Origin of the sequence: Caballeronia sp. M1242, assembly GCF_017220215.1 — a bacterium.
In the GTDB taxonomy this organism is placed as follows: Bacteria; Pseudomonadota; Gammaproteobacteria; order Burkholderiales; family Burkholderiaceae; genus Caballeronia.
Window position 1 is genome coordinate 2,434,804 of sequence record NZ_CP071129.1, and the last position, 16,850, is coordinate 2,451,653.

Sequence of the window (16,850 nt, forward strand, 5' to 3'; positions counted from 1 at the left end):
TTCAGCGCCGCGTCAGAAAGTGAAGTTCTTTAGCGCTTCGGGCATGCCCTGCGCCATGGCTGCGGCTTCCTTCGCCGCGTACGTCTGCGAGTCCCACAATTCGAAGTGAGCGCCCATGCCGAGCAGCGTCACTTCCTTTTCCAGCGAAGCGGCAGCACGAAGCTCGGGCGAGACCAAGACGCGCCCGGCGGTATCGAGTTCGACATCCATTGCGTTACCGAGGAAAATGCGCCGCCACCACATAGCTTCCATGGGAAGCGCGGCAACCTTGGCGCGAAAGACTTCCCACTCCGGGCGAGGAAACAGCAACAGGCATCCATCCGGGCTCTTCGTGAGCGTCACCCGGCCTTCTGCCTGCCCTTGCAGCGCCTCCCGATAGCGGGACGGAACCGACATCCGCCCTTTCGCATCGAGCGTCAGCGCCGACGCCCCTTGGAACACTCGCCCCTCTCCCCGTTTGTCGCTGCCTGACTGTCGATGCCCACCGAGACGCCGCGCATGCCTTGAAACTGCCGAAAAGTAGTCGCCCGATCACACAAACAACCACTTTCTCACACTGTCTCCCACTTTAGAGGAACGGATTTCCTCGGTCAAGACGCGGGGCTTTTTTTCGGGGAGCTTTTACTCGTTAGAACAAGGACTTAGCGAAGGGACTTGTTGCCGGCAGGAAGGGGAAAATCGTTTGAAATTAGAGGGCTAGTGAGCGAAGCGAACGTAAAGTATGAACATGCGCACCGCAGACGCGTGAAATGTAACGGTTTCCGCGAGCGCTCGCGGGCGCTCGCCGGCTGGCATTCATCATACAAACCGCTTCACGCGACACTTCGGCGTCTATACATAGTATGCGGTGCGCGTCATCACCCTTGCTGCTGCACGCATCATGACACGGACCGGAAACGGCATCTCCGATCCACCCGCGCCGATGGCGGCCGCCGCGTGCGCGCTTTCGTCCTGCCGCATCTGCTCGACGATCGCGCGGGACGCGTAGTCGGTAGCGGGCAGCGTTTTCATGTGGCCATCGAGATGCTGCTCGACCTGGCGCTCTGTTTCCGCCATGAAGCCGAGGCTCGCGCGATCGCCGAAGCGCCCCGCGACGAAACCGATGGCGAGCGCGCCCGCATACCACAGAGGGTTGAGAAGGCTCGGGCGCGAATCGAGGTCCTTGAGACGCTGCGACGTCCATGCAAGGTGATCTTCCTCTTCGCGGGCGGCCTGCTCGAAGCTCGCCTTCAGGCCCGGTGATTGAGTCGCGAGTTTCTGCGCCTGATAAAGCGCCTGCGCGCAGACTTCGCCGACATGATTCACGCGCATCAGACCGGCCGAATGAGCCTTTTCCTCGTCGGTGAGTTGCGGCGCGTCAGCGACCATGCCGCCCTCCACGAGAACCGGCATGTTCGATTGCGGCACAGGCCGCGACATGCGGCTTACTCCGGTCATGGAACGCAGGCCGCGATCGAACTCGCCAATGATTTCATCGAGCGTCATGTTCTCACCTCGTTGTTGATGTCATCGTTTTCGCGCAATGTCGTACGGGACGATTAGCAATCCCTATTCTCCCGGTCAGACATGCGAAAACGGCCGTCGACGAGCGCCATTTTTTGTAATTAGGGCAAACACGACTCGCAAAACTGCTGCAAAACCAGGATTTTAGCGCATGTTGCGTAAACGTCACACGTGGCCGCGGGCGCGGTCCCTTTTCCTTTGTGCGAAAAGTCGTGTTTGTTACATTACGTGTCACTTCGCAAAGAAGACCCCGGCAGGGACCGTCAACACACTGGCGCTAGAACAGTGACCTTGCCAAACAAGTCGCAAAACACTCCTTGGAGATCTACACAATGAAAAAGTCGCTTCTCGCTCTCGCAGCATTGGGCGTCTTCGCTGGCGCCGCACATGCGCAGAGCACCGTGACGCTGTACGGCATCATCGACGCAGGCTTCGCATATTCCAATAACGTCCGCGGTCAGAAGCTGTATTCGATGAGCAGCGGCAACGTGCAGGGCAGCCGTTGGGGCCTGCGTGGCACGGAAGATCTGGGCGGCGGCCTGAAGGCCCTGTTCGTGTTGGAGAACGGCTTCAACGTGTTTAACGGCCGTCTCGGCCAAGGCGGCTCGGAGTTCGGCCGTCAGGCGTATGTCGGTCTGTCGACGGCGCAATTCGGCACGGTCACGCTAGGTCGCCAGTATGACTCCGTGGTCGACTTCACCGGCGCGTTCGAAGTCGGCAGCCAGTGGGCGACGTACTACGGCGCGCACCCGGGCGACCTCGACAACATGAACAACACGAACCGCGTGAACAACGCGATCAAGTTCACGAGCGCCAACTACGCAGGTTTCTCGTTCGGCGGTCTGTATAGCCTCGGCGGCAACGCTGGCCAGTTCAACCGCAACCAGATTTGGTCGGTCGGCCTCGGCTACTCGCAAGGTCCGCTGCAATTGGGCGCGGGCTACCTGAACGTCAAGGACCCGAACTATTCGTTCTTCGGCAACACGCCGGCGTCGAGCGCGACCGCCTCGAACATGGGCGCCACCCGCGTCTATTCGGGCTACGCTTCGGCTCGCACGCAGCAAGTGATCTCGGCGGGCGCGGCTTACACGTTCGGCGCAGCGACGGTCGGCGCGACGTATAGCAACACGCAATTCAAGGATCTCGGTTCGGAGCCGGGCACGGGTCTGATCGCGCCTGGCGGCTTCACGGGCGGCACGGGCAAGTTCCACAACGCCGAAATCAACTTCAAGTATCAGTTGACCCCGGCCCTGCTGGTTGGCGCTGCCTATGACTACACGAAGGGTTACGGCCTGGGCAATGCCAAGTATCACCAAGGCATGCTCGGCGCGGACTACTTCCTGTCGAAGCGCACCGACGTGTATATCGACGGCGTCTATCAACACGCTTCGGGCACGGACTCGACGAACCAAGGCGCAGTCGCCAACATCAACGGCCTGTCGCCGTCGTCGACGTCGAACCAGGTCGCAGCGCTGGTCGGTATCCGCCACAAGTTCTAAGAAGCTCGTAACAACAAAGCAGGATCTGTTAAAAGGCGCCTTCGGGCGCCTTTTTTTCGTCTCATGATCCCGCCACGCGCCATAAAAAAAGCCCCCGCGTCTTTGCGACGCGAAGGCTTTGATAGAACTTACCGCGATTCGCTCAGACCGTACCGTCGCGCAACTCGCGGCGTAGAATCTTGCCGACGTTGCTCTTCGGCAAGTCCTTGCGGAATTCGATGATGCGCGGCCTTTTATAGCCCGTCAGCCGTTCCTTGCAGAACGCGATCACGTCCGCTTCGGTCAGGTTGTCGTCCTTACGCACGATGAAGAGCTTCACCGCCTCGCCCGAATTCTGATCCTTCACGCCGACCGCAGCCACTTCGAACACGCCCGGCAGCATCGCCACGACATCCTCGATTTCGTTCGGATACACGTTGAAGCCCGAGACGAGAATCATGTCCTTCTTGCGATCGACGATCTTCACGTAGCCGCGCTCGTCGAACACGCCGACATCGCCTGAGCGGAAGAAACCATCGGGCGTCATCACCTTGGCCGTTTCGTCCGGGCGATTCCAGTAGCCGGCCATCACCTGCGGTCCCTTGATGCAGATCTCGCCGGCCTGCCCGAGCGGCACTTCGTTGTTGTCGTCGTCGCGGATGGAGACTTCGGTCGATGGCAACGGCAAACCGATGGTGCCGGTGTACTCGGTGGCCGTCACCGGGTTGCACGTGACGCAGGGTGAAGTCTCCGACAGCCCGTAGCCTTCGACGATAGGCACGCCGGTCACCGCGAACCAGCGCTTTGCGACTGCTTCCTGGACCGCCATGCCGCCGCCGTTCGCCGCGATCAACTTGGAAAAATCCAGCTTCGAGAAGTCGGGATGATTCAGCAACGCGTTATAGAGCGTGTTCACCGCCGGGAACGTGTTGATCGGAATGCCCTTCAGTTCCTTGATGGTGCCCGCGATATCGCGCGGATTCGGAATCAGCACGCCGAGCCCGCCCGTGCGGATGGTGAGCATGCCGCACACCGTCAACGCGAAGATGTGATACAGCGGGAGCGCGACGACGCACACGAACTGGTCGATGTCGGGCCGCTGTCTGCGCGCCGGTTCCAGCCACACCTCGGATTGCAGCACATTGGCGATCAGATTCCGATGTGTCAGCGTCGCGCCCTTCGCCACGCCGGTGGTGCCGCCGGTGTATTGAAGGAACGCGACGTCGTCCGGTGTCTGCGCGACCGGCTCCAGCGCGTGGCGGCTGCCTTCGCTGATCGCATCGTTGAAGCGGATGCTGCCCGGCAAGTTGAACGCAGGCACCATCTTCTTCACTTTTCGGACGACGAAATTGACCAGCAGGCCTTTCATGCCCATCAGGTCGCCCATTGCCGCGACGACGACATGCTTGATCGCCGTGTTCTTGACTACGGCTTCGAGCGTGGTCGCGAAGTTCTCCAGAATGACGATGGCTTCCGCGCCGCTGTCGCGAAGCTGATGTTCCAGTTCGCGCGGCGTGTAGAGCGGGTTCACGTTCACGACGATATAGCCCGCCCGCAGCACGGCGGCGATGGCGACCGGGTATTGCAGGACGTTCGGCATCATCAGCGCGACGCGCGCGCCGCGCTTCAAGCCCTTGTGCTGCAGCCATGCAGCGAGCTTTTTCGACATGTCGTCGAGCTCGCCGTAGGTGATCGCCTGCCCCATGCAGAGGAAGGCGCGACGGTCGCGGTTGTTGCGGAAACTGTCTTCGAGCAACTGCGAGACCGACCGGTACGCCGACACGTCGATCTCCGCAGGTACGCCGGCCGGATACGATTTCAGCCAGAGTTTCTCCATACGGCGTCTCCTTATTTAATTTTCGAATGGTCGTGCGAAAACAGGATGCTAGCCGCTCCCTTCCGTTCCGACAATCCGGTTAGACGCCGCATTCCAGACCACTTCGGGTCGGGTCTTTCCATACTTCTCAATGCACTGACTCCACTTCCACCAGGCAATCGTAGAACGTCGCCGATCCCCCCAGATCGGTCAAAGCCTGGCTCGTTACTTGATTGGCATTGCAGCCATCGGGGGACAACTTCTTCCACCAGATCGACAAGCCGACAACCACGCCTTCGCGCGCCCGATCGGTGACACGCGCACGCGCCTGCATCGACCCGCGATCGTTGAAGATCCGCACTTGAGCGCCGTCCGCGATACCGCGTGCGTCCGCGTCCGCCGGGTGAATGTCGAGATGCGGCTCCGCCTCGGTCGCGCGCAGACTCTCGATGTTTACGAAGCTGCTGTTCAGGAAGTTGCGCGCGGGCGGCGAGATCATCGCGAGCGGATAGCGCGCGGCGAGTTCCGGCGCCACTTCCGCCGACTCGTACGGGGGAAGGTAATCCGGCAGCGGGTCGAGACCTTCGCGTGCGAGACGTTCGCTGAAGAATTCGCACTTTCCTGATGGCGTGCGAAATCCTCCCTGCGCGAGCGGCGCGTCGGGAATGTCGAGTTCGAGCCAGCGCGACGCCTTTAGTGCTTCCCATCCGCGGCCCTTCAGCGTGGGGTCGTCCCAGCGAAAGGCTTTCGACGCAATCTGCTCGTCGGTTTCGAAAAGAGCTGGCTCGGTGAGATGCATCGCGCGGGCAAGGCCGCGAAAGAAATCGGTGTTCGGACGAGACTCGCCCACCGGCGGTATAGCCGGCAGGTTCGCCATGATGTGCGTGTGGCCGTACGACTTGTGGACGTCCAAGTGCTCGAGCTGCGTGGTCGCCGGAAAGATGAGATTGGCGTAGTCGGCAGTATCGGTCTGGAAGTGCTCCAGCACGATGGTGAACAAGTCTTCGCGCGCGAAGCCGGCCGCAACTTTCGCCGAGTCCGGCGCAACGGCGACCGGGTTCGAGTTGTAGACGATCAGCGCTTCGATTTTCGGCCCGAACGTGTCGTCTCCCGGATGGAGCAAGGCGTCGCCGATTGCGTTCATATTGATGCTGCGCGGCCGCTTGTGCGGCCAGCCCGGCAGCAAATCCGGGCGTTCGAGCGCGGCATTGTCGACCGGTGCCCAGCCCGACGACGACAACAGTAGACCGCCCGACCGCTCGCGCCACGCGCCCGTCAGCGACGGCAGACACGCGACGGCGCGCACCGCGTTGCCACCGCCGCGCACGCGCTGCATGCCGTAGTTCAGGCGGATGGCGGCTTTCTTGGTCGAGCCAAACGCACGCGCCAGATCGACGACGGTCTGTTCCTCGATGCCGCAAATTGTCGCCGCGCGCGACGGCGGATACTCTGCGGCCCGCGCCGCGAGTTCGTCGAAACCGACGGTGTGGTCTGCGATGTACGCGTGATCCACCAGGTTCTCGCGGATCAGCACGTGAATCATGCCGAGCGCGAGCGCCGCATCCGTTCCCGGCCGCAGCGCGATGTGCTGATGACATTTCTCGGCCGTCAGCGACCGGTAGGGATCGATCGCGATGAGTTTCGCACCGCGCCGCTTCGCCTCCTGCGCGCGCGTCCAGAAGTGCAGGCTCGAGGCGATCGGATTCGAGCCCCAGATCAGAATCAGCTCGCTTTCCTCAAAGAACTCGACGTGCATGCCGATGCCCGCGCCATACGTATAGCGCAGCCCGGCCGCACCAGCTGCCGCGCAAATCGTGCGATCCAGTCGTGACGCGCCGAGCACATTGAAAAGGCGCGCGGCGATGCTCTCTCCTTGGACGAGGCCCATCGTTCCGGCGTAGCTGTACGGAAGGATCGCTTCCGGCGCACGGCGCGCGATCGGACCGAGGCGCTCGGCGGCTATTCGCAGCCCCGCGTCCCAGCTGATCCGTTCGAACCGATTGGAGCCCTTCGGCCCGACACGAATCAGCGGCGTCAGCAGGCGGTCCTTGTGATGCGTCCGCTCGGCGTATCGCGTGACTTTCGTGCAGAGCACGCCTTGCGTCGGCGGATGATCCGGGTCACCACTCACCTTCACTGCCCTGCCGTTCTGTACGGTCACGCGCATCGCGCAGGTGTCGGGGCAATCGTGGGGGCAAACGGCTCGGGCAAACTCGGCTGGGGCGTTCATCGGATGGTCCGGTCAATCGGCAAGGGCGGCAGATACCAGAATTCTATTACGCCGGCTATGCGGCCGTCCGTCCGATGCCTCAAATAGTGACGGCGTAGAATGAACCAGCGGTGCATCACACGGTTGGTCCGAATTCAAACAAGCGAGCAGTTCAATGAATCTGATTCCGGAAATCGAAGCATCTCACGATGAAATCCAGGCTCTCCGACGAACGATCCACGCTCATCCCGAACTGCGTTATGAAGAGGTAGGGACTGCGAAACTGGTGGCGGAGAATCTCGAACGCTGGGGAATTGAGGTACATCGAGGCTTGGGCAAGACAGGCGTCGTCGGCGTTTTGAAGCGTGGGACGGGGCGCGGGTCTATCGGGTTGCGTGCCGACATGGACGCCTTGCCGATTCAGGAGATCAACAGCTTCGGCCACAAATCGACTCACGCCGGACGCATGCACGCGTGCGGCCACGACGGGCACACGGCCATGCTGCTAGGCGCGGCCAAGTACCTGGCGGAATACGGCAAGTTCGACGGGACGGTTGTCTTCATCTTTCAACCGGCAGAAGAAGGCGGCGCCGGCGCGAAAGCCATGATCGACGACGGACTCTTTACCCGCTTCCCAGTCGACGCAGTTTTCGGCGTACACAACTGGCCCGGAATTCCGGCAGGGCACTTCGGCGTGACGGAAGGACCGATCATGGCGTCGAGCAATGAGTTCCGCATCACCGTCCGCGGGGTTGGGTCGCATGCCGCGTTGCCGCATAACGGACGGGATCCGGTCTTCAGCGCGGTTCAAATCGCCAATGCGCTGCAAAGTATCATCACGCGTAGTAAAAAGCCGCTCGATACCGCCGTGCTGTCGATCACGCAGATTCATGCGGGCGATGCAGTCAACGTGGTGCCCGACCATGCGTGGCTGGGCGGAACGGTGCGTACTTTTACGGTGGAAACGCTCGATTTGATCGAAGCGCGTATGCGGAAGATCGCTGAATCGACCGCTTCGGCTTACGACTGCGAAGCTGAAGTGTATTTCCATCGAAACTATCCGCCGACGATTAACGATCCGGCGCAGACGAGATTCGCGGCCGAGGTAATGGCTGAAGTGGTCGGCGAGCAGAATGTCGACTCCTCCGTCGAACCGACGATGGGCGCTGAAGACTTCTCGTTCATGCTGCTTGAGAAGCCCGGCTGCTACGCGTTTCTCGGTAACGGAGATGGGGCGCATCGTGCGCACGGACACGGTGAAGGTCCGTGCATGCTGCACAACGCGAGCTACGACTTCAACGACGCGCTTTTGTCGGTCGGGGCTTCGTATTGGGTCAGGCTCGCTGAGCGGTTCTTAGCCCGATGATCTAGGGGCTCAGTCGAGTGGCGCGACGCTCTATGTCGCCCCAAACGCAAAAGCCCCACCTTTTCGGGGTGGGGTTTTTGTTTTGCAAGGGGGAGCCTGACGATTACCTACTTTCACACGGGCAATCCGCACTATCATCGGCGTGGAGTCGTTTCACGGTCCTGTTCGGGATGGGAAGGGGTGGGACCGACTCGCTATGGTCATCAGGCTTTAAGGGGATGTTGTCTCGCGTTGAGGGCGCGACAACCAATCGGGGAAGAAGTAGTGGTTTGGGGTAGTGACTGTGGGCACAGTCGCTACTCAACCGGTGGCGCACCCGCTTCGGGGTGGCTTAAGACACACCAGTTATAGGATCAAGCCTTACGGGCAATTAGTATCAGTTAGCTCAATGCATTACTGCACTTACACACCTGACCTATCAACGTCCTGGTCTGGAACGACCCTTCAAGGGGCTCGAAGCCCCGGGGATATCTCATCTTAAGGCGAGTTTCCCGCTTAGATGCTTTCAGCGGTTATCTCTTCCGAACATAGCTACCCGGCGATGCCACTGGCGTGACAACCGGTACACCAGAGGTTCGTCCACTCCGGTCCTCTCGTACTAGGAGCAGCCCCCTTCAAATATCCAACGCCCACGGCAGATAGGGACCAAACTGTCTCACGACGTTTTAAACCCAGCTCACGTACCTCTTTAAATGGCGAACAGCCATACCCTTGGGACCGGCTACAGCCCCAGGATGAGATGAGCCGACATCGAGGTGCCAAACACCGCCGTCGATATGAACTCTTGGGCGGTATCAGCCTGTTATCCCCAGAGTACCTTTTATCCGTTGAGCGATGGCCCTTCCATACAGAACCACCGGATCACTATGACCTGCTTTCGCACCTGCTCGACTTGTCGGTCTCGCAGTTAAGCACGCTTATGCCATTGCACTATCAGCACGATTTCCGACCGTACCTAGCGTACCTTCGTACTCCTCCGTTACGCTTTGGGAGGAGACCGCCCCAGTCAAACTGCCTACCATGCACTGTCCCCGATCCGGATCACGGACCAAGGTTAGAACCTCAAACAAACCAGGGTGGTATTTCAAGGACGGCTCCACCGAAACTGGCGTTCCGGTTTCATAGCCTCCCACCTATCCTACACAGATCGGTTCAAAGTCCAATGCAAAGCTACAGTAAAGGTTCATGGGGTCTTTCCGTCTAGCCGCGGGGAGATTGCATCATCACAAACACTTCAACTTCGCTGAGTCTCGGGAGGAGACAGTGTGGCCATCGTTACGCCATTCGTGCAGGTCGGAACTTACCCGACAAGGAATTTCGCTACCTTAGGACCGTTATAGTTACGGCCGCCGTTTACCGGGACTTCAATCAAGAGCTTGCACCCCATCATTTAATCTTCCGGCACCGGGCAGGCGTCACACCCTATACGTCCACTTTCGTGTTTGCAGAGTGCTGTGTTTTTATTAAACAGTCGCAGCCACCAGTTTATTGCAACCCTTTCACCCTCCTGGCGCAGGCCAGTCAAGCTACCAGGGCGTACCTTATCCCGAAGTTACGGTACCAATTTGCCGAGTTCCTTCTCCCGAGTTCTCTCAAGCGCCTTAGAATACTCATCTCGCCCACCTGTGTCGGTTTGCGGTACGGTCATCGTTAGACTGAAGCTTAGAGGCTTTTCTTGGAACCACTTCCAATTGCTTCGTGACCGAAGTCACTCGCGCCACACCCTTGAATTACGTGCCCGGATTTGCCTAAGCACCTTCTCCAATGCAGCGACCGGGACGTCCAACACCCGGACAACCTTCCGCGATCCGTCCCCCCATCGCATCTAACAATGGTGCAGGAATATTGACCTGCTTCCCATCAGCTACGCATTTCTGCCTCGCCTTAGGGGCCGACTCACCCTACGCCGATGAACGTTGCGTAGGAAACCTTGGGCTTACGGCGAGGGGGCTTTTCACCCCCTTTATCGCTACTCATGTCAGCATTCGCACTTCCGATACCTCCAGCACGCTTTTCAACGCACCTTCGCAGGCTTACGGAACGCTCTCCTACCATGCGAGTAAAACTCGCATCCGCAGCTTCGGTGACTGGCTTGAGCCCCGTTACATCTTCCGCGCAGGACGACTCGATCAGTGAGCTATTACGCTTTCTTTAAAGGGTGGCTGCTTCTAAGCCAACCTCCTGACTGTTTTAGCCTTCCCACTTCGTTTCCCACTTAGCCAATCTTTGGGACCTTAGCTGGCGGTCTGGGTTGTTTCCCTCTTGACACCGGACGTTAGCACCCGATGTCTGTCTCCCGTGATTGCACTCTTCGGTATTCGGAGTTTGCTATGGCGTAGTAATCCGCAATGGACCCCACAACCATGACAGTGCTCTACCCCCGAAGGTGATACACGAGGCACTACCTAAATAGTTTTCGGAGAGAACCAGCTATTTCCAAGTTTGTTTAGCCTTTCACCCCTATCCACAGCTCATCCCCTAACTTTTCAACGTTAGTGGGTTCGGTCCTCCAGTACGTGTTACCGCACCTTCAACCTGGCCATGGATAGATCACTTGGTTTCGGGTCTACGCCCAGCAACTGATCGCCCTATTCGGACTCGCTTTCGCTACGCCTGCCTTAATCAGTTAAGCTCGCTACTGAACGTAAGTCGCTGACCCATTATACAAAAGGTACGCCGTCACCCCTTACGAGGCTCCGACTGTTTGTATGCATGCGGTTTCAGGATCTATTTCACTCCCCTCCCGGGGTTCTTTTCGCCTTTCCCTCACGGTACTGGTTCACTATCGGTCGATCACGAGTATTTAGCCTTGGAGGATGGTCCCCCCATCTTCAGACAGGATTTCACGTGTCCCGCCCTACTTGTCGTACCCCTAGTTCTTTCATACTGTTTTCGCTTACAGGGCTATCACCTGCTATGGCCGCACTTTCCAGAGCGTTCAGCTAACAATACAAATAAAGAGTACAGGCTCTTCCCATTTCGCTCGCCACTACTTTGGGAATCTCGGTTGATTTCTTTTCCTGCGGTTACTTAGATGTTTCAGTTCACCGCGTTCGCTTCACATAGCCTATGTATTCAGCTATGGATACTCCATACGGAGTGGGTTTCCCCATTCGGACATCTTCGGATCAATGCTCGTTTGCCAGCTCCCCGAAGCTTTTCGCAGGCTACCGCGTCCTTCATCGCCTGTGATCGCCAAGGCATCCACCACATGCACTTGTTCGCTTGACCCTATAACGAGTGTGTCTCGCGACACCTCTGTCATAGGCTGAGTATTCGCGTTGTGCCGTATTCCAAGTCATCAATGAAGATCACTTTTCATACTCGATACAATCACTACCCTGACTACCCTACTCACACCCATCTCTAAGTGCTTTCAGATAATCTCTTTACTACTTCTTCCTGATTGTTAAAGAACGTTTAGCCGATAGGTGTCTTGCAATACCTACAGCATCAACTGGCTAGCAATCGCCAATGCTTAACATTCACTGCTCGTGAACGCTAGGCATTGAAGATTGATGGTGGAGGATGACGGGATCGAACCGACGACCCCCTGCTTGCAAAGCAGGTGCTCTCCCAGCTGAGCTAATCCCCCGCGTCTATTGACCCTGCCCTCTTCGAGGGTGGGGCCTTCGTAAGCGCTCACGCGCTAACGACCGCCGACATGGTGGGTCTGGTTGGATTCGAACCAACGACCCCCGCCTTATCAAGACGGTGCTCTAACCGACTGAGCTACAGACCCTTAGCCTGTTTCTAAACCACAGCCGATAAGCGTGAGCGCTTAACTTGGTGTGCGAAGCTCGAGAAAGGAGGTGATCCAGCCGCACCTTCCGATACGGCTACCTTGTTACGACTTCACCCCAGTCATGAATCCTACCGTGGTGACCGTCCTCCTTGCGGTTAGACTAGCCACTTCTGGTAAAACCCACTCCCATGGTGTGACGGGCGGTGTGTACAAGACCCGGGAACGTATTCACCGCGGCATGCTGATCCGCGATTACTAGCGATTCCAGCTTCACGCAGTCGAGTTGCAGACTGCGATCCGGACTACGATCGGTTTTCTGGGATTGGCTCCACCTCGCGGCTTGGCAACCCTCTGTTCCGACCATTGTATGACGTGTGAAGCCCTACCCATAAGGGCCATGAGGACTTGACGTCATCCCCACCTTCCTCCGGTTTGTCACCGGCAGTCTCCTTAGAGTGCTCTTGCGTAGCAACTAAGGACAAGGGTTGCGCTCGTTGCGGGACTTAACCCAACATCTCACGACACGAGCTGACGACAGCCATGCAGCACCTGTGCGCCGGTTCTCTTTCGAGCACGTCCGCCTCTCAGCAGACTTCCGACCATGTCAAGGGTAGGTAAGGTTTTTCGCGTTGCATCGAATTAATCCACATCATCCACCGCTTGTGCGGGTCCCCGTCAATTCCTTTGAGTTTTAATCTTGCGACCGTACTCCCCAGGCGGTCAACTTCACGCGTTAGCTACGTTACTAAGGAAATGAATCCCCAACAACTAGTTGACATCGTTTAGGGCGTGGACTACCAGGGTATCTAATCCTGTTTGCTCCCCACGCTTTCGTGCATGAGCGTCAGTGTTGGCCCAGGAGGCTGCCTTCGCCATCGGTATTCCTCCACATCTCTACGCATTTCACTGCTACACGTGGAATTCTACCTCCCTCTGCCACACTCAAAGCCTGCCAGTCACCAATGCAGTTCCCAGGTTAAGCCCGGGGATTTCACATCGGTCTTAACAGACCGCCTGCGCACGCTTTACGCCCAGTAATTCCGATTAACGCTCGCACCCTACGTATTACCGCGGCTGCTGGCACGTAGTTAGCCGGTGCTTATTCTTCCGGTACCGTCATCCTCCACCGATATTAGCGGCGAAGTTTTCTTTCCGGACAAAAGTGCTTTACAACCCGAAGGCCTTCTTCACACACGCGGCATTGCTGGATCAGGGTTGCCCCCATTGTCCAAAATTCCCCACTGCTGCCTCCCGTAGGAGTCTGGGCCGTGTCTCAGTCCCAGTGTGGCTGGTCGTCCTCTCAGACCAGCTACAGATCGTCGCCTTGGTAGGCCTTTACCCCACCAACTAGCTAATCTGCCATCGGCCGCCCCTACAGCGCGAGGTCCGAAGATCCCCCGCTTTCCTCCGTAGATCGTATGCGGTATTAATCCGGCTTTCGCCGGGCTATCCCCCACTACAGGACACGTTCCGATGTATTACTCACCCGTTCGCCACTCGCCGCCAGGCCGAAGCCCGCGCTGCCGTCCGACTTGCATGTGTAAGGCATGCCGCCAGCGTTCAATCTGAGCCAGGATCAAACTCTTCAGTTCAATGCCTGTTACTGTTTTCGGTTCCGTTAGAAACCGGTCGCTCACTCAACGTACTGACGATGATTAATCCGTCCTAAGACAGATAAACCTTCCTCTGATACTTCGCGTGAGACTCTTGATACTTTTGCTTATGCCGCAGCGCCTAAGCACCGCAACCGCACTCGCCATCAAGCGCCCACACTTATCGGCTGTTAGTTTTTAAAGAGCAATCCGCCAAGACTTTCCTGCTTCGCCGCATCGAGCACTGGGCTCAACCGCTTCGTCTTGCGTCGCTGCATCAGCAGCAGAGAAACGAGATTATGTACGTCGTTTCGGTCAGTGTCAACAAGTTTTTGAAGCATTTCACTCGTCAACCGCGCTCAGAACCATATTGCCTTCCAAGCCCACCACCACGACACCACCGTTCCCGCTTCCTTCGCGTTCGTTTGAATCGCGAAGGAACGGAATTCTAGTGACCGGCACGGCAATACGCAAGGGTCCCGCGCAAGAAATTATCGATGTTTGAACGCCGGTTTGCGCTTCTCGACGAACGCCGACATTCCCTCCTTCTGATCCTCGGTCGCGAACAGCGAATGGAACAGGCGCCGCTCGAAGTGGACGCCTTCGGCGAGCGTCGTCTCATAGGCGCGGTTCACCGACTCCTTGGCCATCATGACCGCGGGCAACGAGAAGCCTGCAATGATGGTCGCGGCCTCGACAGCTTCGTCGAGTAGACGCTCGGCTCCCACCACGCGCGACACCAAGCCCGCACGCTCGGCTTCGGCTGCGTCCATCATTCGCGCCGTGAGGCACATGTCCATCGCTTTTGCCTTCGATACGGCGCGCGGCAGGCGCTGCGTGCCGCCCGCGCCCGGGATCACGCCGAGCTTTATTTCCGGCTGACCGAACTTCGCCGTGTCCGCCGCGATGACGATGTCGCACATCATGGCCAACTCGCACCCGCCGCCGAGCGCGAACCCCGCCACCGCAGCGATGATCGGCTTCCGAATGGACCGGATCGTCTCCCAATTTCGCGTGATGTAGTCGCCTTTGTAGACGTCCATATAGGAATACTTGGCCATCATGCCGATGTCCGCGCCCGCCGCGAAAGCCTTCTCACTGCCGGTCAGCACGATCGCACCGATGTCGTCGTCCGCGTCGAACGACTTCAGGGCCGCGCCGAGTTCGTCCATTAACGCATCGTTCAACGCGTTCAGCGCCTTGGGACGATTCAGCGTGATCAGTCCGACCCGCCCGCGTGTCTCGACCAGCAGATTCTCGTAAGTCATGCGCTCCTCCTAGCGATCCTCAGGTAAGTCCTAATGAAAAGACCTCTTGTCCGTCATCTCGATAATGCTAACATCACCAACCAACCGGTCGGTTAATTAATCGGCTGAACCGTCCTTCACTTCCGTTCTCGCGACCATGACACATCCGCTATTCACGAAGCATGAGGCGATGCTCGACAAAGCTCTCGCTGCCATCGAAACCCGCGGCTACTGGAGCCCGTTCGCCGAAATGCCCAGTCCCAAAGTGTACGGGGAAACCGCCAACGCGGACGGAGAAGCGACGTTCAAGGCGTACCTTGGCAAGACGTTCGAGCTGGACCAACCGTCGACGGGCGAAACCGTCGGCAAAGAGCAATCGCCTTTCGGCATCGCGCTCGATATTCGCTATCCGAAGGCGGACCCGGACGCGCTCATTCACGCCGCTGCGAAAGCGCAAGCCGAATGGCGCGCCGCCGGTTCGCAGGCGTGGGTCGGCGTGAGCCTCGAGATCCTGTCACGTCTGAATTGCGCGAGCTTCGAAATCGGCTACAGCGTGATGCACACCACCGGACAGGCTTTCATGATGGCCTTCCAGGCAGGCGGCCCGCACGCGCAGGACCGCGCGCTCGAGGCCGTGGTCTACGCCTGGGACCAGCTGCGCCGCATTCCTTCCGAAGCGCACTGGGAAAAGCCGCAGGGCAAGAATCCGCCGCTCGCCATGCAGAAGCGTTACACCGTCGTGCCTCGCGGCACGGGGCTCGTGCTCGGCTGCTGCACGTTTCCGACGTGGAATGGATACCCCGGTCTCTTCGCCGATCTTGCCACCGGAAACGCCGTCATCGTCAAACCCCACCCGGGCGCGATCCTGCCGCTGGCGATCACCGTCCGGATTGCCCGCGAGGTGCTTCGCGAAGCGGGCTTCGATCCCAACGTCGTCACGCTGCTCGCAACGGAGCCGAATGACGGCCCGCTTGTGCAGCAGCTCGCGGTTCGCCCCGAGATCAAAGTCATCGACTTCACCGGTAGCACGCAAAACGGCACCTGGCTTGAGCGCAATGCGCATCAGGCTCAGGTCTACACCGAGAAGGCGGGCGTCAACCAGATCGTCATCGATTCCGTCGACGACATGAAAGCCGCCGCCCGCAACATCGCGTTCTCGCTCGCGCTCTACTCCGGTCAAATGTGCACCGCGCCGCAGAACATCTACGTGCCGCGCGACGGCATCCGTACCGCCGACGGTCACTTGAGCTTCGACGATGTCGCGAAATCGCTCGCCGGCGCGGTCGAAAAGCTGACGTCCGATCCGGCGCGCGCCGTCGAGCTGATCGGCGCAATCCAGAACGAAGGCGTCGTCGCGCGCATTGCCGAGGCCCGCGCAATCGGCGAGGTTTTGCTCGATAGCCAGACGCTCGCCCATCCAGTCTTCCCCGACGCGCGCATTCATACGCCTCTCCTGCTCAAGATGGACGCCCGCTCCGACCAAGCGAAGTTCACGAAGGAATGGTTCGGCCCCATCTCGTTCGTCATCGCAACGGATTCGACCGCGCACTCCCTGGACCTCGCCGGTTCGATCGCTCAGGAGCACGGCGCGCTCACGTTGTCCGTCTACAGCACCGACGACGCCGTCATTCATTCCGCTCATGAGGCCGCGATACGCGGCGGCGTCGCGCTTTCGATCAATCTGACCGGTGGCGTGTTCGTCAATCAGTCGGCCGCGTTTTCGGACTTCCACGGCACCGGCGCCAACCCGGCCGCCAACGCCGCGCTCGCGGATGCCGCCTTCGTCGCGAATCGCTTCCGGGTTGTTCAGAGTCGGGTCCATGTTGCCCCGAAAGCAACGCCCGCGGAAGCTGGCCAAACGGCATAGGCGAAAACGACAACGCGCGAAAGCGTG

At 58.9% G+C, this 16,850-nt stretch carries 8 protein-coding genes, 2 tRNA genes and 3 rRNA genes; 3 read left to right on the plus strand and 10 right to left on the minus strand.

Features of this window, described 5'->3' with window-relative positions:
* Positions 1-12: 12 nt before the first annotated feature.
* Together mraZ and coq7 are read right to left on the minus strand one after the other, a co-directional pair.
* Positions 13-441: a division/cell wall cluster transcriptional repressor MraZ gene (gene mraZ, locus JYK05_RS11305; RefSeq protein WP_040050492.1), complete on the minus strand. Its 429-nt coding sequence runs from the start codon at positions 439-441 to the stop codon at positions 13-15.
* A 390-nt stretch (positions 442-831) separates the two neighbouring features.
* On the minus strand, positions 832-1,485 hold the full coding sequence (gene coq7, locus JYK05_RS11310) for a 2-polyprenyl-3-methyl-6-methoxy-1,4-benzoquinone monooxygenase (protein ID WP_175945202.1): 654 nt from the start codon (positions 1,483-1,485) through the stop codon (positions 832-834).
* Positions 1,486-1,835: 350 nt separating this feature from the next.
* Here coq7 and JYK05_RS11315 point away from each other — a divergent pair, with 350 nt between their 5' ends.
* A complete protein-coding gene (locus tag JYK05_RS11315) occupies positions 1,836-3,002 on the plus strand; it encodes a porin (RefSeq protein ID WP_175945204.1) in 1,167 nt (388 codons plus the stop codon).
* A gap of 142 nt (positions 3,003-3,144) precedes the next feature.
* Here JYK05_RS11315 and JYK05_RS11320 read toward each other — a convergent pair whose 3' ends face one another.
* Together JYK05_RS11320 and JYK05_RS11325 are read right to left on the minus strand one after the other, a co-directional pair.
* Complete coding sequence (locus JYK05_RS11320; protein ID WP_175945206.1) at positions 3,145-4,818, minus strand: long-chain fatty acid--CoA ligase; 1,674 nt, start codon at positions 4,816-4,818, stop codon at positions 3,145-3,147.
* Between the two features lie 127 nt (positions 4,819-4,945).
* On the minus strand, positions 4,946-7,027 hold the full coding sequence (locus JYK05_RS11325) for a molybdopterin-dependent oxidoreductase (RefSeq protein WP_206467078.1): 2,082 nt from the start codon (positions 7,025-7,027) through the stop codon (positions 4,946-4,948).
* Between the two features lie 154 nt (positions 7,028-7,181).
* Here JYK05_RS11325 and JYK05_RS11330 point away from each other — a divergent pair, with 154 nt between their 5' ends.
* On the plus strand, positions 7,182-8,372 hold the full coding sequence (locus tag JYK05_RS11330) for a M20 aminoacylase family protein (RefSeq protein WP_206467079.1): 1,191 nt from the start codon (positions 7,182-7,184) through the stop codon (positions 8,370-8,372).
* A 94-nt stretch (positions 8,373-8,466) separates the two neighbouring features.
* Here JYK05_RS11330 and rrf read toward each other — a convergent pair.
* The 6 genes from rrf to JYK05_RS11360 form a co-directional block, all read right to left on the minus strand.
* Positions 8,467-8,580: ribosomal RNA gene (rrf, locus tag JYK05_RS11335) — 5S ribosomal RNA — on the minus strand.
* 141 nt (positions 8,581-8,721) lie between these two features.
* Positions 8,722-11,603 (minus strand): 23S ribosomal RNA (locus JYK05_RS11340).
* A gap of 288 nt (positions 11,604-11,891) precedes the next feature.
* Positions 11,892-11,967, minus strand: a tRNA-Ala gene (locus tag JYK05_RS11345).
* Between the two features lie 70 nt (positions 11,968-12,037).
* Positions 12,038-12,114, minus strand: a tRNA-Ile gene (locus JYK05_RS11350).
* A gap of 63 nt (positions 12,115-12,177) precedes the next feature.
* Positions 12,178-13,709: ribosomal RNA gene (locus tag JYK05_RS11355) — 16S ribosomal RNA — on the minus strand.
* The 16S, 23S and 5S rRNA genes sit together here with 2 tRNA genes alongside, the layout of an rRNA operon.
* A 491-nt stretch (positions 13,710-14,200) precedes the next feature.
* Entirely contained in the window at positions 14,201-14,977 is a 777-nt protein-coding gene (locus tag JYK05_RS11360) for an enoyl-CoA hydratase (protein WP_175946657.1), read from the minus strand.
* A 136-nt stretch (positions 14,978-15,113) separates the two neighbouring features.
* On the opposite strand from JYK05_RS11360, the gene paaN reads away from it, so the two are divergent.
* Positions 15,114-16,823: a phenylacetic acid degradation protein PaaN gene (gene paaN / locus JYK05_RS11365; RefSeq protein WP_206467080.1), complete on the plus strand. Its 1,710-nt coding sequence runs from the start codon at positions 15,114-15,116 to the stop codon at positions 16,821-16,823.
* Positions 16,824-16,850 lie beyond the last annotated feature (27 nt).